The 23,865-nt window shown below is 44.9% G+C and carries 25 protein-coding genes; 9 read left to right on the top strand and 16 right to left on the bottom strand.

What is annotated here, in order from left to right; all coding sequences use genetic code 11:
• The first annotated feature begins 121 nt into the window (after positions 1-121).
• A complete protein-coding gene (locus BAMF_RS35670) occupies positions 122-1,345 on the top strand; it encodes an EAL and HDOD domain-containing protein (RefSeq protein WP_013353400.1) in 1,224 nt (407 codons plus the stop codon).
• A gap of 6 nt (positions 1,346-1,351) precedes the next feature.
• On the opposite strand, the gene BAMF_RS35665 is transcribed toward BAMF_RS35670, so the two are convergent.
• Positions 1,352-1,693: a hypothetical protein gene (locus BAMF_RS35665; RefSeq protein WP_013353399.1), complete on the bottom strand. Its 342-nt coding sequence runs from the start codon at positions 1,691-1,693 to the stop codon at positions 1,352-1,354.
• 464 nt (positions 1,694-2,157) lie between these two features.
• On the opposite strand from BAMF_RS35665, the gene degQ reads away from it, so the two are divergent.
• The 6 genes from degQ to BAMF_RS35635 all read left to right on the top strand — a co-directional run bounded on the left by degQ (position 2,158) and on the right by BAMF_RS35635 (position 6,979).
• Complete coding sequence (gene degQ / locus BAMF_RS35660) at positions 2,158-2,298, top strand: degradation enzyme regulation protein DegQ (protein WP_013353398.1); 141 nt, start codon at positions 2,158-2,160, stop codon at positions 2,296-2,298.
• Between the two features lie 151 nt (positions 2,299-2,449).
• On the top strand, positions 2,450-3,325 hold the full coding sequence (locus tag BAMF_RS35655) for a polyprenyl synthetase family protein (protein ID WP_013353397.1): 876 nt from the start codon (positions 2,450-2,452) through the stop codon (positions 3,323-3,325).
• An 18-nt stretch (positions 3,326-3,343) separates the two neighbouring features.
• A complete protein-coding gene (gene comX, locus BAMF_RS35650) occupies positions 3,344-3,520 on the top strand; it encodes a competence pheromone ComX (protein WP_013353396.1) in 177 nt (58 codons plus the stop codon).
• Positions 3,521-3,542: 22 nt separating this feature from the next.
• The gene (locus BAMF_RS35645) at positions 3,543-5,849 is read left to right on the top strand and encodes a sensor histidine kinase (protein WP_013353395.1); all 2,307 of its coding nucleotides are present in this window, start codon (positions 3,543-3,545) and stop codon (positions 5,847-5,849) included.
• 80 nt (positions 5,850-5,929) lie between these two features.
• Positions 5,930-6,574: a response regulator transcription factor gene (locus BAMF_RS35640; RefSeq protein WP_013353394.1), complete on the top strand. Its 645-nt coding sequence runs from the start codon at positions 5,930-5,932 to the stop codon at positions 6,572-6,574.
• A 21-nt stretch (positions 6,575-6,595) separates the two neighbouring features.
• Positions 6,596-6,979 carry a hotdog fold thioesterase gene (locus tag BAMF_RS35635; protein WP_013353393.1) on the top strand — a complete coding sequence of 128 codons (384 nt, stop codon included), beginning with the start codon at positions 6,596-6,598 and terminating at the stop codon, positions 6,977-6,979.
• Between the two features lie 39 nt (positions 6,980-7,018).
• On the opposite strand, the gene mnhG is transcribed toward BAMF_RS35635, so the two are convergent.
• Genes mnhG through BAMF_RS35600 form a run of 7 tightly spaced genes read right to left on the bottom strand, consistent with a single transcriptional unit; the run spans position 7,019 to position 12,788 of the window.
• Positions 7,019-7,393, bottom strand: a complete 375-nt coding sequence (gene mnhG / locus BAMF_RS35630; RefSeq protein ID WP_013353392.1) for a monovalent cation/H(+) antiporter subunit G — start codon at positions 7,391-7,393, stop codon at positions 7,019-7,021.
• A complete protein-coding gene (locus BAMF_RS35625) occupies positions 7,377-7,661 on the bottom strand; it encodes a Na(+)/H(+) antiporter subunit F1 (protein WP_013353391.1) in 285 nt (94 codons plus the stop codon). The genes mnhG and BAMF_RS35625 overlap by 17 nt, the downstream gene beginning before the upstream one ends.
• Complete coding sequence (locus BAMF_RS35620; protein WP_013353390.1) at positions 7,661-8,137, bottom strand: Na+/H+ antiporter subunit E; 477 nt, start codon at positions 8,135-8,137, stop codon at positions 7,661-7,663. The genes BAMF_RS35625 and BAMF_RS35620 overlap by 1 nt, the downstream gene beginning before the upstream one ends.
• A 5-nt stretch (positions 8,138-8,142) precedes the next feature.
• Complete coding sequence (locus BAMF_RS35615) at positions 8,143-9,624, bottom strand: Na+/H+ antiporter subunit D (RefSeq protein WP_013353389.1); 1,482 nt, start codon at positions 9,622-9,624, stop codon at positions 8,143-8,145.
• Positions 9,617-9,958 carry a Na(+)/H(+) antiporter subunit C gene (locus BAMF_RS35610; RefSeq protein WP_013353388.1) on the bottom strand — a complete coding sequence of 114 codons (342 nt, stop codon included), beginning with the start codon at positions 9,956-9,958 and terminating at the stop codon, positions 9,617-9,619. The genes BAMF_RS35615 and BAMF_RS35610 overlap by 8 nt, the downstream gene beginning before the upstream one ends.
• Entirely contained in the window at positions 9,958-10,389 is a 432-nt protein-coding gene (locus BAMF_RS35605) for a Na(+)/H(+) antiporter subunit B (protein WP_013353387.1), read from the bottom strand. Before BAMF_RS35605 ends, BAMF_RS35610 begins: the two co-directional genes overlap by 1 nt.
• Entirely contained in the window at positions 10,386-12,788 is a 2,403-nt protein-coding gene (locus BAMF_RS35600; RefSeq protein ID WP_013353386.1) for a Na+/H+ antiporter subunit A, read from the bottom strand. Before BAMF_RS35600 ends, BAMF_RS35605 begins: the two co-directional genes overlap by 4 nt.
• Before the next feature lie 241 nt (positions 12,789-13,029).
• On the opposite strand from BAMF_RS35600, the gene BAMF_RS35595 reads away from it, so the two are divergent.
• Positions 13,030-13,248 carry a hypothetical protein gene (locus BAMF_RS35595; protein ID WP_013353385.1) on the top strand — a complete coding sequence of 73 codons (219 nt, stop codon included), beginning with the start codon at positions 13,030-13,032 and terminating at the stop codon, positions 13,246-13,248.
• Between the two features lie 45 nt (positions 13,249-13,293).
• Here BAMF_RS35595 and BAMF_RS35590 read toward each other — a convergent pair whose 3' ends face one another.
• From BAMF_RS35590 to malK, 6 genes are all read right to left on the bottom strand, one after another.
• On the bottom strand, positions 13,294-14,253 hold the full coding sequence (locus tag BAMF_RS35590; protein WP_013353384.1) for an ABC transporter permease: 960 nt from the start codon (positions 14,251-14,253) through the stop codon (positions 13,294-13,296).
• The gene (locus tag BAMF_RS35585) at positions 14,254-15,300 is read right to left on the bottom strand and encodes an ABC transporter permease (RefSeq protein WP_013353383.1); all 1,047 of its coding nucleotides are present in this window, start codon (positions 15,298-15,300) and stop codon (positions 14,254-14,256) included.
• Positions 15,293-16,825, bottom strand: coding sequence for an ABC transporter ATP-binding protein (locus tag BAMF_RS35580; protein ID WP_013353382.1), 1,533 nt, complete (start codon positions 16,823-16,825; stop codon positions 15,293-15,295). Before BAMF_RS35580 ends, BAMF_RS35585 begins: the two co-directional genes overlap by 8 nt.
• Positions 16,826-16,966: 141 nt before the next feature.
• Positions 16,967-18,040 carry a BMP family lipoprotein gene (locus tag BAMF_RS35575; RefSeq protein WP_013353381.1) on the bottom strand — a complete coding sequence of 358 codons (1,074 nt, stop codon included), beginning with the start codon at positions 18,038-18,040 and terminating at the stop codon, positions 16,967-16,969.
• A 379-nt stretch (positions 18,041-18,419) separates the two neighbouring features.
• Entirely contained in the window at positions 18,420-19,127 is a 708-nt protein-coding gene (locus BAMF_RS35570) for a response regulator (RefSeq protein WP_013353380.1), read from the bottom strand.
• A complete protein-coding gene (gene malK / locus BAMF_RS35565) occupies positions 19,120-20,721 on the bottom strand; it encodes a malate sensor histidine kinase MalK (RefSeq protein WP_013353379.1) in 1,602 nt (533 codons plus the stop codon). The genes BAMF_RS35570 and malK overlap by 8 nt, the downstream gene beginning before the upstream one ends.
• 174 nt (positions 20,722-20,895) lie before the next feature.
• Between malK and BAMF_RS35560 the strand changes: the two genes are divergently transcribed.
• Entirely contained in the window at positions 20,896-21,453 is a 558-nt protein-coding gene (locus BAMF_RS35560) for a YufK family protein (RefSeq protein WP_013353378.1), read from the top strand.
• A gap of 14 nt (positions 21,454-21,467) precedes the next feature.
• On the opposite strand, the gene BAMF_RS35555 is transcribed toward BAMF_RS35560, so the two are convergent.
• A complete protein-coding gene (locus BAMF_RS35555) occupies positions 21,468-21,881 on the bottom strand; it encodes a thiol-disulfide oxidoreductase DCC family protein (protein ID WP_013353377.1) in 414 nt (137 codons plus the stop codon).
• A gap of 21 nt (positions 21,882-21,902) precedes the next feature.
• The gene (locus BAMF_RS35550) at positions 21,903-23,777 is read right to left on the bottom strand and encodes a transglycosylase domain-containing protein (RefSeq protein WP_013353376.1); all 1,875 of its coding nucleotides are present in this window, start codon (positions 23,775-23,777) and stop codon (positions 21,903-21,905) included.
• Between the last annotated feature and the right edge of the window lie 88 nt (positions 23,778-23,865).

Genomic DNA, 23,865 nt, shown 5'->3' with positions numbered 1-23,865 from the left:
ACGGCCTTTCCTTTCTCTGGAAAGGCTTTTTGTTTGTGATAATATTTTTCACATTTAGACAAATTTCGTCAAGTTATTTGATATACTTATGTTCGAAGGCCGCACCTAAGGGGGTAAATGAATGAAGGTGTTTGTTGCGAGACAGCCTATCTTCAACAGAAACGAACAGGTTGTTGCTTATGAACTTCTTTACCGGGAGAGTGAAGAGAACCGTTATTCGGCCGCGGACGGAGATAAAGCTACTACAGATCTCATTATAAACAGCTTTATCAACATCGGGATCGAAAAGCTGACAGAGGGGAAACGCTGCTTTGTGAATTTTACAGAAAGCCTGATGTTTTCAGATCTCCCTACCTCCTTTGATCCTGACCAGCTCATTATCGAAATTCTTGAAGACATACCGATCACTCCGGCACTGATCTCAAGATGCAGACAGCTGAAGAAATTAGGATATACATTAGCACTTGATGATTTTTACGCCATCAATCCGGCAAATGAAGAATTATTGGAACAGCTGATGAAATATATTGATATTTTAAAAATCGATTTCCTGCAATCTTCGCGTCTGGAACGCAAAAAAATCATTCAGACGTACAGCTGTAAAAATCTGATTTATTTAGCGGAGAAAGTGGAGACAAGAAAAGATTATAAACAGGCAGCCATAGACGGCTTTCACCTGTTTCAAGGATATTTTTTCAGTGAACCGCGTGTCATCAGCGGAAATGATCTGACGTTTCATTTTCATTCTTACTACCAGCTTTTAAACGAATTAAACCAAGACCAGCCCAATATAGAGCGCGTAACGGAATACATAGAGCGGGACGTTACATTATCGTATCAGATTCTGCGTTTTTTAAACGGATCGCAAACAAGGCTGAAAAAAAAGATAGACAGCATCCAGCAGGCCATCATGATGCTTGGGCTGAATGAGATTAAGCGTTTGATTTACATTCTTTCATTCAGAGATTTAACGGCGAAAAGCCACTCAAGCCAAAAAGAAATCATTAAGATTTCTTTAATCAGGGCCAAGCTGTGCGAACTGCTGGCGAAAAGAACCGGAAGACCGCAGCCTTCCTCTTACATGCTGATCGGCATGTTTTCACTCATCGATACGCTTCTCCAGAGAGAGCTTGAGGACATAGTCAAAGAACTGCCTTTAATTGATGAAGTCGGACAGGCGCTGCTCGGTTATGAAAACGATTATTACATGATGCTCGGGCTCGTCAAAGCCATTGAATGCAACAACTGGGACTGTGACGAGTGGGGAAAAGAACTGGACAAAGAAGAAGCATATGAATGTTACTTACAGGCGATCGAATGGTGCCGGCAGCTTATCGTGAATTGAGGCGCTTTAAGCCGACCACCTGAGGGCGATGATGAACCGGCTTTGCTCTCTGAACAGACTGACACGGATGCCGTCGGGATTAAATGTCACATCAAAATCATTTTTGATGCCGGTCTGCTTAATGAGCCGCTTGACCGCCGCGGCGTCAGATGATTGCGCTGCGGTGAGGATGCGGCGCGCAAGCTCTTTTGACGCCGACAGCCGCGCAAGGAGCAGGCGGGCGTCCTCCAGCATGCCCGCAGCCTCTTTTGCGGACGCTGTCAAAATATCTGCGTGAATCGTGGGAGCAGGCGCAGGATTGCGGTATGGCGCGGCGAAAACAGGACAGCATGGATACACATAAAGCATGCGGCGGCCTCCTTCTGAGATAACATTCGTTATACATGAGTATAGGCGGCGTGATAACGAGTTATGACATGCAAAAAGACCACAATGCGGGTGTTGCGGTCTTTTCGGTGTTTGTCGGTGGTTATGCGACGCTGTTCGCCCATTCTCTTTTGAAATTGCGACGTCAGGGACTATAGTCCTTAGCGGTTTGTCGGAAAACCGTTAAAAAACCAGCAGAACCACCAGATTGATCTGCTTCATCCCAAACGTCTGCCTTTATGGTAGTTATATAGTCCTGTTCGCCAAATGCTCTGTTCGGGACTATGGGATTACCGTGGTTTGCGGTGTCACGCAGATACTTTTACACATACTTTTCGGTGAAAAATCCCGCAAAAACGTTTACACTATTAGTAACAGATCAAATACCTAGGACTCGTTCACCATACACAATTCATTGATCTTTCAAAAAAAGGAGTGTGGAAACGGTGGAAAAGAAATTAGAAGAAGTAAAGCAATTATTATTCCGACTTGAAAATGATATCAGAGAAACAACCGACTCATTACGAAACATTAACAAAAGCATTGATCAGCTCGATAAATTCTCATATGCAATGAAAATTTCTTAAAAAGACTTGGAAACAAGTCTTTTTTTTGTGCATTTTTCACCCATTTCATGGATAAAGTATTATACGATTGTTAAAAAACGAAAAACCTGCTGTCTTTCATCACCTGCATTTAGTAAAATAGAATGGGAGGGTGAAGACAATTATTGAGCAAATGTGTTTAGATGCCGAAACGATTAAAGGGAAGATGAAGGAAATTGTTGGGGATAAAGTCGATAATCTACATTTAGAAGAGACTCTTTTGACCTTCATTAATGAAAAGAAGCACTTTTCATTCGGTGTCCTTGCTTTCCAGCATTATGTTGCTTTTAAGGGTACACATTCCTCGGAAATCACACTACTGGCCGCTGGAATTGAACTTTTAATTTTAGCTTTTGATATTTTTGACGATATTGAAGATGAAGATAACTTTAATAAGGCATGGATGCAAACTGACCATGCTATATCCCTGAATGCGGCTACTTCTCTGTATTCAATAAGCCTGCAAGCCATTTGTGAGCTTGAATCAAACATCGATTTTTCAAGACTTGCAATAAAATATGCCCTAAATGCAATGCAAGGTCAGCATAATGATCTAAGAAATTTCCCGGAGACTGAAGAAGAGTGTTTACATATGATAAAACAGAAATCAGGATCGTTAACTGCAATGTCAGCTGTTTTAGGGGCGATGCTTGCAAGTGGTGAATTTAACGCAACAATTGAGAATTATTCTTATAAAATTGGCGTTATTAAACAAATTGAAAATGACTATTATGGTTTATTTGATAAAAGCCGTAGTGATATAAAGAAGAAGAAAAGAACTTTGATAAACTTGTTTTTAAATCGTCAGTTTAATAGTGCCTCAAAAAAAGTTTTAAATATGATGAATTCTAAAAACAGCTATTACTCTCTCATATCGGACAGAAATTATTTTGAAGAATTGCTGTGTAAAGCAGGAGTCAGACAATATGTTTTAATGTTAATTAAAATATATGAAAATGAAATTTATAACGAAATGGAAAAGTTGAACATAAGAATTAAACTATGGTGAGAATTATGGGGGAGTAATATGAAGAAACAAGACATTGTGAATTATCTTATAGAAAATCCAAGAGTGATCCATCAATTGGAAGAGGGGGAAGTTTGCTTGATCGGAATTCCCCATTCAATTATCCCCGCGATTATAGAAATATTCAGTAACAGCACTTATAAGAAAAAACCTGAATTTACATTTTGGGATCAATAATTTTTAAGAGAGTTGTGATCCATTGAGGTATTTTATTAAGCATCTTTCAATCGCACTGTTGATATTTAGTTTTTTCTATATTGCACATATTATATACTTTACCCAGAATGGAATTTTAGTCGGAACCTATGTTGTTGAAACATCAAAACATGAGTTTGAAGTTGTTAAAATTACAAAATCTTCTTACGGAAGATACTTGAATTTAAAAGAAGGGGACAAAATTCTACAGATAAATGGGCACATGCCTTCTTCTCAAAATATCAAAAATGGTTATTTAGCAAAGGCTAATAACTTAAAGGTTGAGAGACGTAATCATGAAATTCAATTGCATGGTTCAGAGGATTTGTCTTTAAACAGTTCAGTTAGTTTCTTTATTTATATTGTCCCTTGTATATTATTTGCACTAAGCTTATTATGTATTTTCTATATATACAAAGTCAATCGTATAAAAAATACAGTTTCTGCTTATATTCTAATCTGCTTCTTAATTTTTATATCGATAGCTTATTTAAGTGCAGGCGGTGTAACAAGAGGATATGAGATAAATAGATATGTTAATCTTTTTACTTTTTTAAATGTGCCTGTACTATACCTGCATTTTTTATATCAATATTTTAAAGAATTAAAAATAAAATTTTCAGCAAAGAGTATAGTATATATTCTTTACTGTTTACCTGTCCTTAACATTGTTACAGAACTTTTTAGATATCGATATGATTTATACTTTGTTAGAGACATGAATTTATTGTCATTTTTTATCGAGATACTAATAGTGTATATGTATATTGTTTATTATGCCATTATTTATAGAAAGAGAGATCATGCTTATCTATTAAAAGTGTTACTAATATCTAACACAATAGCTTTTTTACCATTTACTGTTCTTTATCTTCTTTCTGAAGTTATTTTAGGACAGTATATTTATTCAGCTATAGTAACTGCTCCGTTTCTGCTCATTATTCCATTGGCATTGGTTTATCAATTTGTTGTCAACAAGATTTATGATATAGATTTTTTGTTGGGAAGAATTAGATACTATAGTTTTTTGTCTATTGTTCCTACAATAGGGGTTGTATGGCTGTCAATCTTATATGAAAGTAAAGGTAATCATTTTAACACCATTCAAATCACTTTATATGTGTTTTTGATTTTTTTGGCGGTCTTTTACACCAAAGAGGTTTTAGACTATAAATTCCGTTTGAAACGTTTTTCAGAAAAATACAATTATCAAGACAGCATTTATAAATATACACAGCTTCTTAAAAGTGTGTCAGCTTTAAATCAAGTGTTTATGAATCTGAAAAAGACTATATTGGATGTATTACCTGTAAGTAAGGCTTACATTTTTGAAATCAGTTCAGACGGAGATATTCTTTATTTTGATAAACAAAACATCGAACCGAATTGGCAGCCGTATAAAAAAGAATTTGATAAAGTCACATCAGAGATTGGGAAGATAATTGAAGTAAATCAAGGATTTCTGATGAAGATTGGAGAAAGAGGGGCAAATTCATACATTTTGCTCTGTTTATCCAGCATTAATACCCCAAGGCTGACAAGGGATGAAATCTCTTGGTTAAAGACATTGTCTTTTTATACAAGTGTTTCGATGGAAAACATTTTACAGATCGAAGAACTCATGAACCATTTACAAGATCTAAAACAACAAGGTTCAAACCCGGTCTGGCTCAAAAAGCTGATGTTTACGATTGAGGAAAAGCAGCGGTCGGATTTGGCCCGTGATCTGCATGATTCGGTGCTGCAGGATTTGATTTCTTTGAAACGCCAGTGTGAGCTGTTTCTGGCCGATTTTAAGAAAGAAGAGCCTTGTCACATAGAGGTGCAGGACAAGCTTCATCAGATGAATGAGCAGATGTCGGATGTGATTTTGATGACCCGGGAGACGTGTCATGAGCTTCGGCCTCAGCTGCTGTATGATTTGGGTCTGGTGAAGGCGGTATCCAAGCTTGCCGCTCAGCAGCAGGAGCGTGCGCCGTTTCATATCCGTCTGAATACGGGACGGTTTACGGCGGCGCTGGATTTGGATACGCAGCTGAATTTGTACCGCATCATTCAGGAATTTCTTTCGAATGCCATGAAGCATTCACAGGCGAATGAGGTGCTGATTATGCTGATCAGCATTCAAAATAAAGTGATTCTGCATTATGAAGATGACGGGGTCGGATGCAATCAGGAGGAAGGCAGCGGACAGGCGATGAGCATGGGGCTTTCGGGTATTAAGGAGCGCGTCCGGGCGCTTGACGGCCGGATGAAAATCGACACAAGTGAAGGAAATGGTTTTAAAGCGGATATTGAAATGGAATTGTAACCAATTTATCACTAAATCGACTTGGCAGAAGCCAAGTCTTTTTAATAAAATGGAAATGAATGAGTAAAAGGGAGGAAACCATGAAAAAGATACTAGTGATTGATGATCATCCGGCTGTCATGGAGGGCACCAAGACGATGCTGGAAACGGACACGAATCTTTCTGTCGATTGCCTTAGTCCCGATGCCAGTGAACAATTCGTTCTTCGGCATGATTTTTCAGCTTACGATCTCATATTAATGGATTTAAATCTGGGTGATGACCTCAGCGGCATAGAGCTTTCCAAGAAAATCTTAAAAGAGAATCCTCTCTGCAAAATCATTGTTTACACAGGTTATGAGGTTGAAGATTATTTTGAAGAATCCATCCGCGCGGGTCTGCACGGTGCCATCAGCAAAACCGAGTCTAAAGAGAAAATCATGCAATACATATATCACGTGCTTAACGGACAGATTTTAGTTGATTTCTCCTATTTCAAACAGCTGTTGACCCAGCAAAAAACAAAAACGTCTTCTTCCCCTCAAAGTGAGCAGGATCGGTTAACACCGAGAGAGCGCCATATTCTTCAAGAGGTCGAAAAAGGTTTGACCAATCAGGAAATCGCCGATGCGCTTCACTTAAGCAAGCGGTCGATTGAATACAGCCTGACATCCATTTTTAACAAGCTGAATGTCGGCTCCCGTACAGAAGCGGTGCTGATCGCCAAGTCAGATAACGTACTATAAACCTTGAAAGGAGAATGACCTATGAATCTGAAAAATACATTGCTCGGCGCACTCGGCATTGAAATCACTGAAAACACGGCGGGAAGATGCGTCGCGGTTATGCCGGTGGATAAGAGGACGGTGCAGCCTTTCGGATATCTGCACGGAGGCGCATCAGCAGCGCTGGCGGAGACCGCAGCCAGTGTCGGGGCCCAGCATTTTATCGATCAGTCGTCACAGGCGTGTGTCGGACTTGAGATTAACGCCAATCATTTAAAATCCGTGAAAGAGGGCGGTACGGTCACGGCGATTGCGCAACCCGTTCATACAGGCAGAACAACCATTGTTTACGAGATTAAAATTTTTGATGAAAGAGAAAGGCTGATCTGTGTTTCCCGCTGCACGCTGGCTGTTATAACAAAATAAACAAACAGCCGGAACCCTGAATCGTCCGGCTGTTTGTTTTTACAAATATGAATCTTTTTTTCGTTTGATCACAAAGTTTCTGATCCCTTTATAATCATCCTGAACGCTTCTTTTATCAAGCGCCGCTCCTGAATTGTACGCCGCCCTGCAGATGAGGTGCGCCCCGACCGGAGCCGTCAGCAGGATAAAAATCATCCCGAGCAGTATTTTTACAGAAATTTCTCCGGTCAGCATCCACAAGTAACCCAAAACGCCGAGCAATATCAAATTAACGCCGAGTGTCGAGCCTTTTGAGGAGGCGTGGGCGCGTGTATACACATCAGGAAGCCTGAGTGTGCCGAAAGACGCGACCAGACAGATCAGCGATCCCATCAGAATACAAACGGCGACGGCCCATTTAACGATATCGATCATTTTCGATAATCTCTCCTTTCTCCAAAAACTTAGCGAAGGCAATCGTACCGATAAATGATAAAATGCCGAGCAGCAGAATGATGTCCAAAAAGGCCGTTGTTTTTATGAGAATGGATACAAGCGCGGTCATGGCAATCAGATTAATGCCGATCCCATCAAGCGCGACGACCCGGTCCGGTATCGTAGGCCCTTTAATGACGCGAATGACGTACAGAAGAGTCGAAACCGCCATAATGCCGAGCGATAATTGCAGAATAAACGTAAACATCAGCGGCTCACCTCCTGAATGGCTTTCTCAAAAGAGACACGGATGTCATGAATCGCTTTCTCCGCATCTTCAATGTCCATGGCGTGTATATAGAGAATCGACCGATCATCGGAGATATCCATCACAAGCGTACCCGGTGTTAAAGTGATCAACAGCGAGAGCAGCGTGATCTCCCAATCCTCCGTCAATTCCGTCTTAAACGCGAAAATACCCGGGCGGATGTTCATTTTCGGAGACATAATGGTTTTCAGCACGCTGACATTGGCCAGATATAATTCTTTTATAAAGATCAGCATCAGTTTGATGACTGACCATATTTTCCAAATATAAAACGGCTGCGAGAAGAAGCGCCGGAAAAAAAACAGCGCCGCCAAGCCCGCGATAAATCCGGTAATAAATCCCGCCGTGCTGAGGCTGTTTGTGAGAAACATCCAGCAAACAGCGAGAAACACATTTAATAATAGTTGAAAAGCCATGCCATCTACTCCTTCAAAACAGCTTCAATGTATTTTTCCGGATTCAGCAGATTCTCAGCCGTCTGATTGACATACGGTGAAACCCATTCGGTTCCGAGTCCGAACAGAAGCGACAATAGGAGAAAAGCGGCTGCCGGATAAAGAAGTCCTTTTGCGGACCGTCTTGCGGTGCCCGGTATTTCTTTTTCTTCTCCCCAAAAAGCGGTCGTAAAAACCTTCAGCACGGAGTACAGCACTAGCAGGCTTGACAGCAGAATCAATACGGAAAACAATGTTTCCCCCTTATCGAAACCGCCTTCCGCGATCTTCAGCTTGCCTACAAATCCGCTGAACGGCGGGATGCCGGCCAGAGATATGGCGGAGATAAAGAACATCCAGCCTAAAACCGGATAACGGGTGATCAATCCGCCCATTTTGTGCAGACTGGCAGTGCCTGTCAACGCGATAAGCGTGCCCGCCAGCATAAACAGGGCTCCTTTAATCAGCATATCGTGAATCAAGTAATACACCGCTCCTTGAATGGAGGCAGGCGTGTTCATGGCAATGCCGAACAAAATCACGCCGACGGCTGTAATAATATTGTAGATGACGATTTTCATGACATCCGAAAAGGCGATAGATCCGATTACGCCGAATAACACCGTCAGCATCGCAAGCCACATCATCAATTGGTGGGTAAAGCCTGTATCGTGAATAAAAATCAGGGTGAATACTCTCAAAATGGCATACAGGCCGACTTTCGTCAAAAGAGATCCAAATAAGGCTGAAATCGCAGCCGGCGGGGCGTAATAAGAGCCCGGCATCCAAAAATACAGCGGGAATATCCCGCCCTTTAAACCGAAAACGACGATAAACAGGACGCCGATGACGGTTATCAACCCGGTCTGGCCCGATTCGCTTATTTTTACGCTCAGATCAGCCATATTCAGCGTGCCCGTCACCGCATATAAGTAACCGACACCGATGACAAAAAACGCGGATGACACAATGTTAAATACGATATACTTCAATGATTCTCTTAATTGAATTTTCGTTCCGCCAAGCACGATCAGCATGTAAGACGCGATCAGCAGTAACTCAAAAAAGACGTACATGTTGAACAGATCACCCGTCAAAAACGCTCCGCTTACACCGGCCAGAAGAAACTGCACCCCTGAATAATAGAAAGCGCGCTCCCGTTTTTCTCCGATGGAGCGGAAGGAGTACAAAATGACAAGCAATCCGATGACCGCGGTTGTCAAAACAAGCAGTGCGGCGAGCTGATCTGCGGCGAGCACAATGCCGTACGGCGCTTTCCAGCCGCCGAGCGTCAGCGTCTGAATCCCGTGTGTAAAAACCGTCTGAACGAGAATGGCGCTGATGACGATGGAGACAGCGGAAGCGGCGGTGCTGAATATCCGCATCAGCATAATGTGCCTGTTCATAAAAATCAGCAGCACCGCGGCAAGCAGCGGCACCAGGATAGGCAATATCACAAAGTTATTCATGTTGATCATTTCCCCTCATTCGATCCATATCGTCCGATTTCAGTTCCTGATAGGCGCGAAACGCCATTACGAGCAGGAAGGACGTGACGCCGAACGAAATAACGATCGCCGTCAGTATGAGTGCCTGCGGCAGCGGATCGACAAACAATGTGCTTTTCCCGCCCAGTATGGGAGGGGCGCCTTTTTTCAGTCCGCCCATGGTCAGAAGCAGCAAATGGACGCCGTGGCTTAAAAGCGCGGTGCCGATAATCACGCGCAGCAGACTTTTAGAAAGCAGCAGGTAGGTTGCCGCCATAAACAAAATACCGGCTATGACAGACATTAAGATTTCCACTATTCTTCCTCTCCAATCGTTTGAATAATGGTCATCGTAACGCCGACAACAACGAGATACACACCTAAATCAAACAAAGTGGCCGTCGCAAGCTCCGTATTCCCAAGCACCGGGAGATGAAAATGGCCGAATGTATGGGTGAGAAAGGGCGCCCCGAATAAGAACGAACCTGCACCCGTCGCAATTGCGATAAGCAGACCCACGGCCGCTACATAAATAAAATTGACGGGCAAAATCGATTTGACGGTTTTTAAATCAAAGGCCAAAAGCAAAAGCACGATGGCCGAAGACGTAATCAGCCCGCCGACAAATCCTCCGCCGGGAGCGTTATGCCCCGCTAAAAATAAATAGAAAGAGAAAAGCAGAATGATAAAAGATACAAGCTTCGTAGCCGTCTGAAGGATGATGTCGTTTGTTTTTTGCTGTCTCAACGCTCTTCTCCCTCCTCTTTTACTTTCGTTCTGATCATGCTGTAAATGCCGAGTGCGGCAATCGACAGCACTGTGATTTCAAACATCGTATCAAATCCCCTGAAATCAACGAGGATGACGTTGACGATATTGTTGCCTCCCCCGAGCTTATGGCTGTAAGCGGTGAAAAAGGAGGCGATGCTGTCTTTTGTTTTTTCGCTGGAAGACGCGATCCCGAGCATTGTCACGATGACGCCGACGCCGAGAGAAATGATAAAATTCGTCATCCGGAATGTTCTTGTCTTCTTTTTCCGCCGCATTTTCGGCAGATGATAAAAACAAAGAAGAAACAAGGCGACGGATATCGTCTCAATGACAAGCTGTGTGAGCGCCAGATCGGGCGCTCTGAAAATCACGAAAAACAGCGCGAGCGTGTACCCGACAACACCGAGTGAGATAATGGCCGTCAGCCGCGATTTGGCAAACACAGTCGCCGCCGTCGCGCTCACCATAACGAGGGAGAGCACGATTTCATACAGGCCGATTTCAGCCATTCCTTTCGTTGTCACGGAAAAGCCGCCTTTCATCACAAACGCCGTTCCGATGAGAATGATAAACGCCGCAAAAGTATACAGCAGATAATCCCGCAAGAATCCGGTCATATAAGATGACGTCAGCTGATAAGATCTTTTTTCCATATTGCCCGTCACCGCATCGTAAAGCCGGTTCAATGACAGTTTTTTCGGAAACAGTCCGTACAGCCGCTCCCATTTAGACAGCGTCACGTAACCGATTGTGCCGACAATGATGATCCCGAGGGTCATCAATAACTCAGCCGTCACCCCGTGCCACTGGGAAATATGGACGTGGAATGTATCTCCGCCGGTTAACAGAGCCGGATAAATGGAATTCATCGCCGGTTCAATCAGGCTGTAGGACAAAACGTTCGGTGCGAAAAACAGACTGACGGCGCAAGCGGCAAGAATTACCGGCGAAATCAGCATGCCGAGCGGAGCTTCATGCGGCGTCTTTTCAAGCTGATCAGGTTTGCGCGCGCCTCTGAACGTTCTGAAAAACAGCTTCATGCTGTAGATAAAAGTGAAGACACTGCCGATCCATGCGAGAACGGGGAACAGCACGCCCCACGTATCAAGATTGAAAATATCTGCATGAGCAATCCGCAGCATGCTTGTAAAGAACATTTCTTTACTTAAAAAGCCGTTAAAAGGAGGGAGGCCCGCCATGGAAAACGTTCCGATCAATGAAACGGTGAACGTTACCGGCATGAGCGCCATCAGTCCTCCGAGCCTGCGGATATCCCGTGTCCCCGTTTCATGGTCGATAATGCCGACCACCATAAATAAACTTCCTTTAAAAGTAGCATGGTTTATTAAGTGAAACACAGCCGCGGTCACAGCCAACGTAAAATACTCTGAATGCTGATAATGAAGCGCGGCGGCTCCTGCACCGAGCATAGATACAATCATACCGAGCTGGCTGACTGTGGAAAAAGCCAGAATCGCTTTTAAATCGGTTTGTCTGACCGCGTTGAAGGAAGCCCATACCATCGTGATGAGACCGACTGAGGCAACCGTCCAAAACCAGACGGGTGAAAATGCAAAAATCGGGCTGAATCTGGCAATCAGATAAATACCCGCTTTCACCATTGTAGCCGAGTGCAGATAGGCGCTGACAGGAGTCGGCGCCTCCATGGCATCAGGCAGCCAGATGTAAAACGGAAACTGCGCTGATTTCGTAAAGGCTCCCAGTAACAGGAGAATCATCGCCGGAATAAAGAACGGATGGCCGGCAATAATATGCACCTGGTTGACCATTTCTCTGATACTGAATGAGTCTGTCATCAGATACAGCAGGATAAAGCCGCCGAGCATACACAGTCCGCCGCCGACGGTAATCAATAGTGATTTTTCCGCCCCGTAGCGTGATTTCTCCCGCTTATACCAATACCCGATTAATAAGAAGGATGACAGGCTTGTCAGCTCCCAAAACATATAAAGCACAATGACATTATCGACGAGCACAACGCCGAGCATCGCGCCCATAAACATCAGCAGGTACACATAAAAGGGGCCGAGCTTTTCTTTGTCCTTCGATAAGTAAAAAATGCTGTAAAGAGTCACCAAAGAGCCGATTCCCGTAATCAATAAAGCGAATAACAGCCCGAGTCCGTCAATATAAACGGTATAGTTAATGCCGAGGAACGGAATCCATTCGGCCGCATACCGGACGGTCTCTCCGGCCATTGTAATAGGGAGCTTGCTGATAAAGTAAACAAACAGCACAACGGGCAATATCAGCACAAACCAGCCTGTATGGACCCGTTTTACCCGTTTATAGAGAAAGGGAACGATAAATGCAAATAAAAAAGGCGCCAAAATCGCGAAATGTAACAGCTGCAACAAAAGACCTCCTTTGCTTGTTTTTCATCAAGCAACTGCTTTATGTAAGAGTGAACCAATCAATTCACGGTCATAGGACCCAGTACAAATTATATCGCACTTTTTTTTACCCTGCTACGGCATAATGTATTCCTCTCTGTATTTTTGTGGTCTTTTGAACCCAAAATAAATTTATCAAATTTCCTGATCTTTGTATATACTTTTATCTTTCAGATCAAGCTTTAAAAAAGGAGCTGGTCAGATGAAGAGAAAGGCGGCGGCCTGTATTGGAATATTTTGCTCTATTATCGCAGGAACATTCATAGCGGACGGTTTTTGCAAAGGACGGCAGCAGACGGAGGCAGATGAATGGGAGAGTTTTTTTCTCGGTGCGGAATACGCACACGGCAAGCTGAGTGCGGCTGAATCAATACAAACACCGTTTCAGCCGCGTGAGTATATAAGAATCGTCTATAAATGAAAAGAGTTCCGGCACCAGGGCGCGGAACTCTTTTTTGTGTGATGATCAGCGTTTTCCTTTAATGTAAGGGATGCCGTTGGCTTTAGGCGCATCAGCGCGGCCGATGAAGCCGGCAAGCGCGAGAATGGTCAGGATGTAAGGGGCCATCAGCATGTATACATTCGGAATGTCTTTGAACAGGGGCAAAAGCGAGCCGATAATGCTTAAACTTTGCGCAAATCCGAAGAACAGCGCCGCTCCGAGCGCGCCGATCGGATGCCATTTGCCGAAAACAAGAGCGGCAAGAGCGATAAAGCCTTGCCCGGAAATGGTAGAGTGCGTGAAATCAAGCGCGATCGTGGAAGCATATACACCGCCGCCGAGCCCGCCGAACAGCCCGCTGATCATGACGCCGATATAGCGCATGCCAAACACATTGATTCCCATCGTATCGGCCGCCATCGGGTGTTCGCCGACAGAACGGATACGGAGGCCGAACGGCGTTTTGAATAAAATAAACCAGGAAACAAAGGCCAGTACGATAGCTAAAATCGACGTATAATATACGTCAGAAAAGAAAATCTTTCCTAAAACCGGAATATCGCTTAACCCGGGGATGTTCGCTTTGTAAAAGGGCACGGGAATTTTATCAGTCTGAGCTTTTCCGTAAATCAGCTTGACGATAAACAGTGTCGCTCCTAATGCGAGCATATTGATCGCCACACCGGTTACCGTCTGGTCGGCACGGAAAGAAACCGCGGCAGCCGCGTGAATCAGCGAGAACAGCCCGCCCGCAATCATGGCGGCAGCCAAGGCAAGCCACGGAGCAGCGGCACCGAGCTCGCGTCCGAAAAATAAGTTGAACATGACGCTTGTAAAGGCGCCGATAATCATCAGTCCTTCCAGACCGATATTGACAACCCCTGATCTTTCGGAAAACACGCCGCCGAGAGCGGTTAAAATAAGCGGAGCCGCATATACGAGTGTTGCCGGGACAATAATGGATAAAATCTGCAGGAAGTCCACTTACTTCGCCCCTTTATTCTTCAATTTATCAAGGATGAGCCGGATGGCGTAGCTTGATGCCACAAATAAAATAATAATGGCGATGACGATGTCAACGACTTCAGAAGGCACGCCGGATTCAATCGGCATATTTAAGGCGCCGACTTTAAGGCCGCCGAGAAGACATGCCGCAAGAACCACGCCGATTGCCGTGCTGCCGCCGAGAAGCGCAACCGCGATGCCGTCGAATCCGACTCCGGTAAACGCGCCTTTAACCGCCGCATATTGAAAGGTTCCGAGTCCTTCCATCGCACCGGCCAGCCCCGCGAATGCACCGGAAATCATCATGGCGTACATCATATTTTTTCTGACGCTCATTCCGGCGTATTGTGCGGCGTGCTGGTTAAATCCCACAGCCCGGAATTCGAATCCGCTTTTTGTTTTATGAATAATAAACCACATGAAGACTGCCATGAAGAGAGCGATCAGAATGCCCCAGTGAAGGCGGGAGTAATCTGTCAGCTGCTCTAAAAACGGCGAGCGGAGCGACGCGCTTTCATGAATTTTGCCTGTTTTGTCCCGGTGATCGGTCATGACATCGGAAATGAGATAATTGGTTAAATGAAGAGCGATATAATTCATCATGATCGTGACAATCACTTCATGGACAAAAAAACGGGCTTTTAAAAATCCGGGAATCAGCCCCCAAATGCCTCCCGCGGCAGCAGCCGCCAATAACGCAAGCGGAAGGTGGATGTAAGCGGGGGCGTCAAAGGAAGTACCGACCCAAACCGCGGCGGTCCAGCCGACAAGGAGCTGTCCTTCAACACCGATATTGAACAGGCCGGTCCGAAATGCGAACGCCACAGCCAATCCGGACAAAATATAAGGCGTAATCTGCCGGATCGTTTCCCCGATGTAATACACCTCGCCGAAAATGCCGTTCCAAAGAGCCGAATACCCGCTTGCGACATTGTAGCCGCTTGCGAGCATGATGACTGCGCCCGCAGCCAAACCAAGGATGATCGCAATCAGCGGCACAGCCAGATGAGAAAGTCGATTAATCATGTATTTTCCCTGCCTCCATTTGCTTACTTCCCGCCATTAAAAGTCCGAGCTCCTGCTCGCTTGTTTCAAGCGGATTGACGTTTGCGATGATGCTGCCTTCAAAGATGACGGCGATGCGATCGCTGAGATTCATGATTTCATCAAGCTCAAAAGACAATAGCAGCACCGCTTTACCGGCGTCACGCTGCTCAATGAGCTTTTTATGGACGAATTCAATCGCGCCGACATCGAGTCCCCGCGTCGGCTGGGCCGCAATTAAAAGATCCGGATTTCTGTCCACTTCCCGCCCGATAATGGCCTTTTGCTGATTTCCTCCCGACAGCGCGCGCGCAGGCGTATATTCATCAGGCGTTCTGACGTCGTATTCTTCAATCAGGCTTCGCGCTTTGTCATAAATCGCGTGTTTATTTAATATGCCGAAAGAAGAGTAGGGCTTTTGATAATAACTTTGCAGCACGATATTTTCTCCGATCGGAAAATCAAGGACGAGCCCGTGTTTATGCCTGTCCTGCGGTATATGCCCGATTCCGGCTTCAGTCATTTTCCGCGGCGGCATGTTTTGCAACTGTCTGCCGTTTAATGTGATCGTGCCGGCATGTGTTTTTCTGAGACCTGTAATCGCCTCAATTAATTCAGACTGGCCGTTTCCGTCAACGCCCGCAATGCCGACGATTTCACCGGCTCTGACAGAGAGGGAGAGCTGTTTGACTGCCTCAACTCCGCGCGCGTCTTTAACCGTTACATCAGAAAGCGAAAGCACTTCTTGTTTCGGATCAGCCGGTTGTTTATCCGTTTTGAATGAAACTTCGCGCCCGACCATAAGGCTTGCCAGTTCATCTTGATCCGTCTGTGCGACATCGAGTGTTGTAATGCCTTTTCCTTTCCGGATGATGGTGACACGGTCGCAGACTTCCATAATTTCTTTTAATTTGTGGGTGATGAGGATAATTGATTTTCCTTCATTGACCAGGTTTTTCATAATCTGAATCAGTTCTTGAATTTCGTGCGGGGTCAGCACCGCGGTCGGTTCATCAAAAATGAGAATGTCGGCACCTCTGTAGAGGGTCTTTAATATTTCCGCCCGCTGCTGCATGCCGACAGAAATATCGGCAACTTTGGCTTCGGGATCAATCTGCAGGCCGTAACGGCCGGAAATATCGCGCACGTCCCGGGCGGCGCGCTTTCTGTCAATCCGGCCCAATGTTTTCGGTTCTTTTCCGAGAATAATATTTTCTGAGACGGTAAAGGTATCCACAAGCATAAAATGCTGGTGCACCATTCCGATGCCGAGATCATTGGCTTTGTTCGGGCTGTTGATGTGAACGCGTTCACCCCGCACCCGGATCTCGCCTTTTTCCGGCTGATACAGGCCGAATAAAACGTTCATGAGTGTCGATTTTCCCGCGCCGTTTTCACCGAGCAGGGCGTGTATTTCGCCTTTTTTTACTTGAAGCGTGACGTCATCATTGGCGACGATTCCCGGAAATTCCTTGCGTATATTAAGCATTTCAATGATATAATCCACCGATTTGACGCTCCTTTTTAGAGATGCTTTGATGAAAAAGAGCTTGGCAAAAGAAAAGCTGCAAAAGATGCAGCTTTTCCTTCACCGCTCTTTTCAAAAAAGAGAGGGGATAAGCACGAAAGTCTCCTTATCCCCTGATTCTTACTCAGCCTTGAAGGATTTCAATTCTTTTTCAGTTGAAGGGATCTCGAGTCCGTCCGCGATTTTCTTCTTCCAATCGTCTGTTGCTTTGATGACATCGTCAGAAAGGTTTTCCTTGTGATCCGAGATGCCGACTGCATCTTGCGCCAAACCGTATGTTAATGTTTTGCCGCCAGGGAATTTTCCGTCACTTGCTTTTTTCGTTAAGTCCTTCACGGCTGTATCCACTTTTTTGACCATTGATGTAAGTGTGACATTGTCTTTTGTGCCTTCGACTTGACCTTCGGCGTACTGGTCTTTATCAACACCGATGACCCATACGTTCCGCTTCGGATCTTCTTTTTTAAGATTTTTGGCTTCAGTGAAGACGCCCGTTCCCGTTGCGCCGGCCGCGTGATAAATGACGTCAACGCCCGATTTGTACATGCTTTCAGCCGTCGCCTTGCCGACATCGGCTTTGTCAAATCCGCCCGCATATTTCACTTCGACGACCGCTTTCGGATTTGCGGCTTGTACACCGGCGCGGAAGCCGATTTCAAATTTTTTGATCAATTCAGACTCCATTCCGCCCACGAATCCGACTTTTCCCGTTTTGCTCGATAACGCAGCGGCTGCTCCCACGAGGAATGAACCTTCCTGCTCTTTAAATGTAAGGCTCGCCACGTTGTCTTTTTTGACAACGGCGTCAATAATCGCAAAATTCGTGTCTTTGCGCTGATCGGCGATTTCGCTGATGGAATCCTGCATCAAATACCCGACTCCGTATATCAGGTCAAAGTGTTCCCGCGCTAATTTATTTAAGTTCGTTGTATAATCCGCATCTGATTTTGATTGAAGATAGTCAAAACCGCTTTTGCCTTTTGTAAGCCCTTTGTCTTTTCCGAATGCCTGGATGCCTTCCCAGGCGGACTGGTTGAATGATTTGTCATCGACGCCGCCGATATCTGTGACCATGCCGACGGTAAAGTTTTTGCTTCCGGAGCCGTTTGCTTTGTCACTTGAACCGCATGCGCTTAATATGGTTCCGGCAGCCGCGATGAGCGCCATCGCCATTCCGATTTTGCGTTTTTTCAAAGATATAACCCCCCTGTAAAATATGGCTGATGCTGTTCCTTTCACACTCGATTCACCGTCCCGGATACAGAATCGAAAAAACTTTCTGATAATAATGATGAGACGATCTCTCTTTTTCCCGCCTAAGCGGCTGTCTCTTCCGGGTTCGGGACTTATGGCTTACCTGAAAAGATCAGCTAACCAATCATAATTTATCATTTTACCCGCCATAAATAAATAGAAATTTGCTTATTTTTAAAAAATATCAATTTTACGAACCCATTTCCTCATCTGGATAAATTATAGGAGGTTCCGCCGGGTCATTATTCTTATATAGCATTTTGTCACGGGGGATGACAGTAAAAAAGCACCGTTCACGGCGGAACGGCGCTTTTTGACATTATAAATATTGTTTTATGCTGCTGACATTGCCGGTGTTGATATGGTATTGAAAGACCGGTCTGCCGATCGTGCCGTACGCCATCTCTACGTTCAGCACTTGAGTATCCTCCAAAAATTTAAGGTATTTCCGGATGGAAACTTGTGAGATTTCAGTATGCTTGGCGAGATCTTCAGTGGTAAAAGAGCTGTCTCCGAAAGATTCGATGCTTGCCCAGATGAGTTTAAGCGTGCTTTTTGTCAGGCCCTTCGGAAGGTGAACTTTTTCAGCCGCTTCTTTCTTTTGAAAAAGCTCCGCATCCAATTCTTTCTGTGTCATGCTTCTGTGTGATTGATAAACCTTCTGCTTGCGTCTGTAGTCGGAAAGGGCGGTTTGAAAACGGTCAAACTCAAATGGTTTGATTAAATAATCGACGGCGCCGTACCGAAGCGTTTTTTTGATGACATCCAGCTCGCTTGCGGCTGAAATGACGATGACATCGACCGATTCATTTTGTTTGCGGATTTCCGTTAAAAGCTCAAGCCCGTTTTTTCCCGGCATGTAAATGTCAAGAAGGATGAGATCGATATGATGCTCGCTTAACACGTGCAGCGCGCTTTGAAAGGATGAAGCGATCCCTTTCAGCTGAAAGCCTTCAATCTGGCTGAGATAGCGTTTATTTAATTCACCCACCATGGGGTCGTCTTCAACTATGAGTACATTAATCATCATTTTCCTCCTTCGGTTCATACGGAATGCGAAGACTGAAAGTCGTTCCTTCATTCTTTTCACTTGTCACAATCATGTGGCCTTTTAAATTTTCTGTTGCCTGCTGGGTAAAATAGAGGCCGAATCCCCGGTTTGTTCCTTTCGTGGAATACCCCTGTTCAAAAATGCGGGTTTGGTCTTCGGCAGACATTCCGGCCCCGGTGTCCGTAATTTCTATATTAAGCTGGCGATCCTGAAACCGCATCGAACACGTAATGTTTTTTTTCGGCATCTGCGCCACCGCGTCAAGCGCGTTGTTTAACAGATTTCCGATAATCGTAATGAGCTCATGGATGACGGCAGGATCCGCCGCATTCGGAATCAGGCTGCCAAGCTGAATGTCCAGATCAGCGCCCTGTTCGCGTATGTAGCTTTGTTTTCCTAAAAGAAACCCTGCGAGAACCGGGCTTTTGACATCGCTTATAATTTCGCTTGTTTCCGTCTTTTGCTGAATAGCGATATCTTTAATATAAGTGCCGAGGTCATCGTATTCTTTTAACTGTACAAGTCCTAAAATGACATGGAGCTTATTCATGAATTCATGGGACTGTGCTCTTAACGCGTTTGCATACATTTTAACACCGGACAGCTGTTCTGCTAAATGTTTGACCTCCGTTTTGTCCCTGAAAGTGGCGATTGCTCCGACGGTTTGCCCCTTCAGATGAATCGGAACCTCATTAAAGACCAGCTCTAGGCCGTTAATGCGGATATCTCTGTCCTGAAGCGGTTTTTTCGTTTCAATCACCTGCTTCAGCCGGCTTTTCGGAAGAATATCGTTCACATCTTGATCGACCGGATTAGTCGGAATACCCATTTTAATAAAAAGGCGTTTCGCTTCCGCATTGGCAAGCTTAATTTTTCCCCGCGCGTCAACCGCCAGGATGCCCTCCTTCGTGGATTCGAGCATGGCGCTCCGCTCTTCCAGCAGGGTGGCGATTTCATAAGGCTCAAGACCGTACATGATGTTTTTGACGGTGCGGGCGACAATCACAGCTCCTATGACGCCGACAAAAATACTTACGCAGATAATGAAATAAAGCGGTCTCAAACTGTGGCTTACGACATCCTGTATTTTGTTCAGCGAAATCCCGACTGAAACGACGCCCACTTGTTTTTTATCTTTTCCATAGATCGGAACGAAGGCTCTCATGGATTTCCCGAGCGTTCCCGCTGATGTGCTCGTTTTGATATGGCCGTGCATCGCCGGCTGCTCGTCTCCGCCGGTGAATTTCTTCCCGATTTTATTTGCGTCGGGGTGGGTGAGGCGGATGCTGTTCATATCCATAACCACGACAAATTCGGTTCCTGTCGTATGCTGGACGTCCAATGTATAATCCCGGAGCTCTTTCAGCCCTTTTCTTGTTTGCAATGCCTGTGCGACACCCGGTGTTTCTGCGACCAGTTTTGCGGTGCGCAGCGCGGTTGTCCGTTCTTCTTCTTTCACGCGGTCTGCGGTCTGGACGCTGATGGTGAAAAAAGTGATACAAAGTGCGATCAGAACGACAATACAGACGAATATCGTTAATCGGGTTTGCAATTTTAATGTTTTTTTCATAACAGCCTTCCTTACGTTTATCATTCCCGCGTTCTACTTTACTCCGAAAAAGCCGGTTTGTGAAGATCGTGCTCATATTTCGTAAAAGTGAGGAAAAATGGAATTTTTTATCTTGTCAATGTGTTTTAAGTCCTCCATAATAAGTGAGGTAGATTACAGAAAGGGACTTATTATATGAAAAATACTTATTGGACGGGTTATTTTCCGCTCGTTGCGATTCTGCTTTTTAGTTCGTCATTATCCATTTCTACCTCGCTTTATGCCATGAAGATGCTTCAGTCGCTCGGCATGTATCAGGGGATGCTGGATTATTTCTCCGAGAAAGGGATCAGACTGGCGCTTTTTGCAGCGTTCGCCCTTGTGTATTTTATGCTTTTTTCGGCTTTAAAGCTGATTGCAAACACAGTAACAGAGCTGTCTCTTTTGTTTTTCACAAATGACCCTGAAGGGGACAACCTGAAAAAAATCAGATTAGGCTCTTTAATTTATGTAGGCGGAGGAATTCTTTCCTTTGCGCTTGTGCAGAATGGTTTCTGGATTGCGGCGTTATTTGCCGTCGTCACGCTCGTATATTTGATCTTCATGGTGTACAGAATCTATTCAACGCTCTCGATCGTTTCCCTGATCGGTTTTATATTGTTTGAGATTCTGTTTTGGTTTACTTTTGTTATCGGTATTTTGTACATTTTTATCAAGCTTTATAATAGCATAATGGCTAGCTTACCTGTGTAAGCTAGCCATTTTTGTTAAGACAGAAATCTGTTTTTGATCTCAGGGGAGGGGAGCATGCATGCTTCCCTTTTTCCGAACCATTTGTAACGTCGCCGGGCGATGAAAGAATAGGCTCTGTCCCTGAGGGGGCGGGGCACTGCGAAAAAAACCGAAGACAGCCGCCAGGCTCCGCGGAGATGACGGGCAACTTTCAATACCGCTTGGGATTTTCTGTATATCCGCCCGTTTTCGATAAAAATCATGCTGTCAAATTGTTCTGTCGGAAGTCCTTCTGATGCCAAAAGCTCACGGGCGGTATCTGATTGCAATGAAGCAAATGAGATCAGGCCGGCCGGATCGCGTTTAATGATGAATTGAACGGCGCCGTTGCATAAGTTGCAGACGCCGTCAAACAATAGTACGCGGTCCGGAAGCTGAGCTGGTTTCAAGGTGGATCCCCTCCGTTATCTTTAATAGGCTGCTTGCAGCGTGTTTTTCCAGATCGAAAGCTGAGGGCTTGCGTCATGAAGATATTCGACGCTTGACGGTGTATCCTTGCCGACCCATACCCCCATTGTATATGCATCCGTCAGGCCGACAAACCACATGTCGTGATAGTCATTTGACGTACCTGATTTTCCGCCGACGTATGGAGCTTTAAAGTTCGCTTTTTTTCCTGTTCCGCTTTTAACGACGGCTTTCATCATTTCTTTGATCTGCATGTTGGTCCGTACGCTGAAAACCTGCGTCGGCTGGTCTTTCCATTTTAATATCGTTTTTCCTTTTAAATCAGTCACTTTAGTAATCGCGTGACTCGGCGTATAAACGCCGTTGTTGCCGAACGTGGTGTACGCATTGGTCATTTCAAGAGGCGTCATCCCGTTTGTAAAACCGCCCAGCGCCGCAGGCAGACGGTAATCCGCGCTGACCAGCTTCGCGAAATGAAACGGTTCAAGGTAGCTGAACGCCTTATTGACGCCCACGCGGTCCATAATTCTGATGGCCGGTGTGTTGTACGAGTATTTAAACGCCGTTTCCAGCGTTACCGTGCCGTACGTGCGGTTATTGTAGTTTTGCGGGCAGTAATCCGCACTGCAGAATTTGCTTGCGTCAATCTTGCTGTTTGGCGTGGCGCCGGTCTTTTCAATGTAAGGCCCGTAATCAAGCAGCGGCTTAATGGAAGAACCGGGCTGTCTGTAAGCTTGATAGGCACGGTTGAAATCATATTTATGATAATCTTTCCCGCCAGAAAGTGCGATAATCTGATGCGTCTGATGATTAATCACGGCCGCTCCGCCCTGAACGCCTGCATACGGCAGATTTTGATTCACTTGGGCGACGACCTGATTTTGCATATACGGATTCAGCGCCGTATAAATCTTCACACCGTCTTTCAACAGCGTGCTGACTCTTTCGGAAAGCTCGCTCTGAATTTTTTGTTTCGCCTTTCCGGAAGCTTTTTCAAGACGTTTGTCATAGCCTTCAGATGATGAAACAAGCTGTGTGAATTCATCATTTACATAGGAAACATAGTCAGGATATTTGTTTGTTTTTTCGTTTATATCAAGTTTGATATGTTCCTTTTCGGCTTTTTTAAGCTGTTTTCCGGATATGACGCCTGCTTTTTTTAATCCGTTAAGCAATCTGACTTGTCGTTTTTTCGTATAGTCAAAATGCTTGAGAGGATCATATAATGTAGGGTTATTAGGGATGGCGCAGATGAAAGCCATTTCTCCCAGGGTGAGAGATTTCAGCGGCTTGCTGAAATAAAATTGTGCCGCCGAACCGACACCGTATACCCCGTTATTAAAATAAATCGTATTTAAGTAGCCTTCTAAAATCTCATCTTTGCTGTATTTTTTCTCAAGCTGATAGGAATAGGCCAGCTCCGTCAGTTTTCGGCTGAAGGTGCGTTCATGGCTTAAATACACGTTCCTTGCCAGCTGCTGGGTGATGGTGCTGGCGCCCTGGTCAATTTTATGATCTTTGAAATTGGAGGCGGCTGCCCTGACCATCCCCATAAAATCAAACCCTTTATGCTCATAAAAATGACGGTCCTCAGAGGTCAAAAACAGCTGTTTTACCTCATTCGGTATTTTATTGAAGGGCACGATTACGCGGTTCTCATGATCGCTGACAATTTCAGAAACAAGGCTTCCGTCCCTGTCATACATGTAACTGTTTTGAACCAGATTGATTGCTTTTAAATCAATATGGTTATCGAGCACCTGATCAAAAGGCTTGATTTGTTTTACCTCTTTGCCGGAAGCAATAACTGTAAATGCAAACAACGGGATAATGCCAAGCAGCAAAATCCATCCGATTATTTTACGTACCATGGTCACTCTCTTTTCTCCTGATTTCTAGCCATATCGTATCATTCTTTTAAGAATACGAGAAGGTTAAATTTAGAAGAAATCGTGATTGCTGATC

The sequence above is a fragment of the Bacillus amyloliquefaciens DSM 7 = ATCC 23350 genome, from assembly GCF_000196735.1.
Lineage (GTDB): Bacteria > Bacillota > Bacilli > Bacillales > Bacillaceae > Bacillus > Bacillus amyloliquefaciens.
This window is presented reverse-complemented; position numbering and strand designations above follow the sequence as displayed.

Coding starts and splice junctions, on each gene's coding strand:
- BAMF_RS35670 (WP_013353400.1), top strand. CDS start 122: ATGAAGGTGTTTGTTGCGAGACAGCCTATCTTCAACAGAAACGAACAG.
- BAMF_RS35665 (WP_013353399.1), bottom strand. CDS start 1,693: ATGCTTTATGTGTATCCATGCTGTCCTGTTTTCGCCGCGCCATACCGC.
- BAMF_RS35655 (WP_013353397.1), top strand. CDS start 2,450: ATGTGTTTAGATGCCGAAACGATTAAAGGGAAGATGAAGGAAATTGTT.
- comX (WP_013353396.1), top strand. CDS start 3,344: ATGAAGAAACAAGACATTGTGAATTATCTTATAGAAAATCCAAGAGTG.
- BAMF_RS35640 (WP_013353394.1), top strand. CDS start 5,930: ATGAAAAAGATACTAGTGATTGATGATCATCCGGCTGTCATGGAGGGC.
- BAMF_RS35635 (WP_013353393.1), top strand. CDS start 6,596: ATGAATCTGAAAAATACATTGCTCGGCGCACTCGGCATTGAAATCACT.
- mnhG (WP_013353392.1), bottom strand. CDS start 7,393: ATGATCGATATCGTTAAATGGGCCGTCGCCGTTTGTATTCTGATGGGA.
- BAMF_RS35625 (WP_013353391.1), bottom strand. CDS start 7,661: ATGTTTACGTTTATTCTGCAATTATCGCTCGGCATTATGGCGGTTTCG.
- BAMF_RS35620 (WP_013353390.1), bottom strand. CDS start 8,137: ATGGCTTTTCAACTATTATTAAATGTGTTTCTCGCTGTTTGCTGGATG.
- BAMF_RS35615 (WP_013353389.1), bottom strand. CDS start 9,624: ATGAATAACTTTGTGATATTGCCTATCCTGGTGCCGCTGCTTGCCGCG.
- BAMF_RS35595 (WP_013353385.1), top strand. CDS start 13,030: ATGAAGAGAAAGGCGGCGGCCTGTATTGGAATATTTTGCTCTATTATC.
- BAMF_RS35585 (WP_013353383.1), bottom strand. CDS start 15,300: ATGATTAATCGACTTTCTCATCTGGCTGTGCCGCTGATTGCGATCATC.
- BAMF_RS35570 (WP_013353380.1), bottom strand. CDS start 19,127: ATGATTAATGTACTCATAGTTGAAGACGACCCCATGGTGGGTGAATTA.
- malK (WP_013353379.1), bottom strand. CDS start 20,721: ATGAAAAAAACATTAAAATTGCAAACCCGATTAACGATATTCGTCTGT.
- BAMF_RS35560 (WP_013353378.1), top strand. CDS start 20,896: ATGAAAAATACTTATTGGACGGGTTATTTTCCGCTCGTTGCGATTCTG.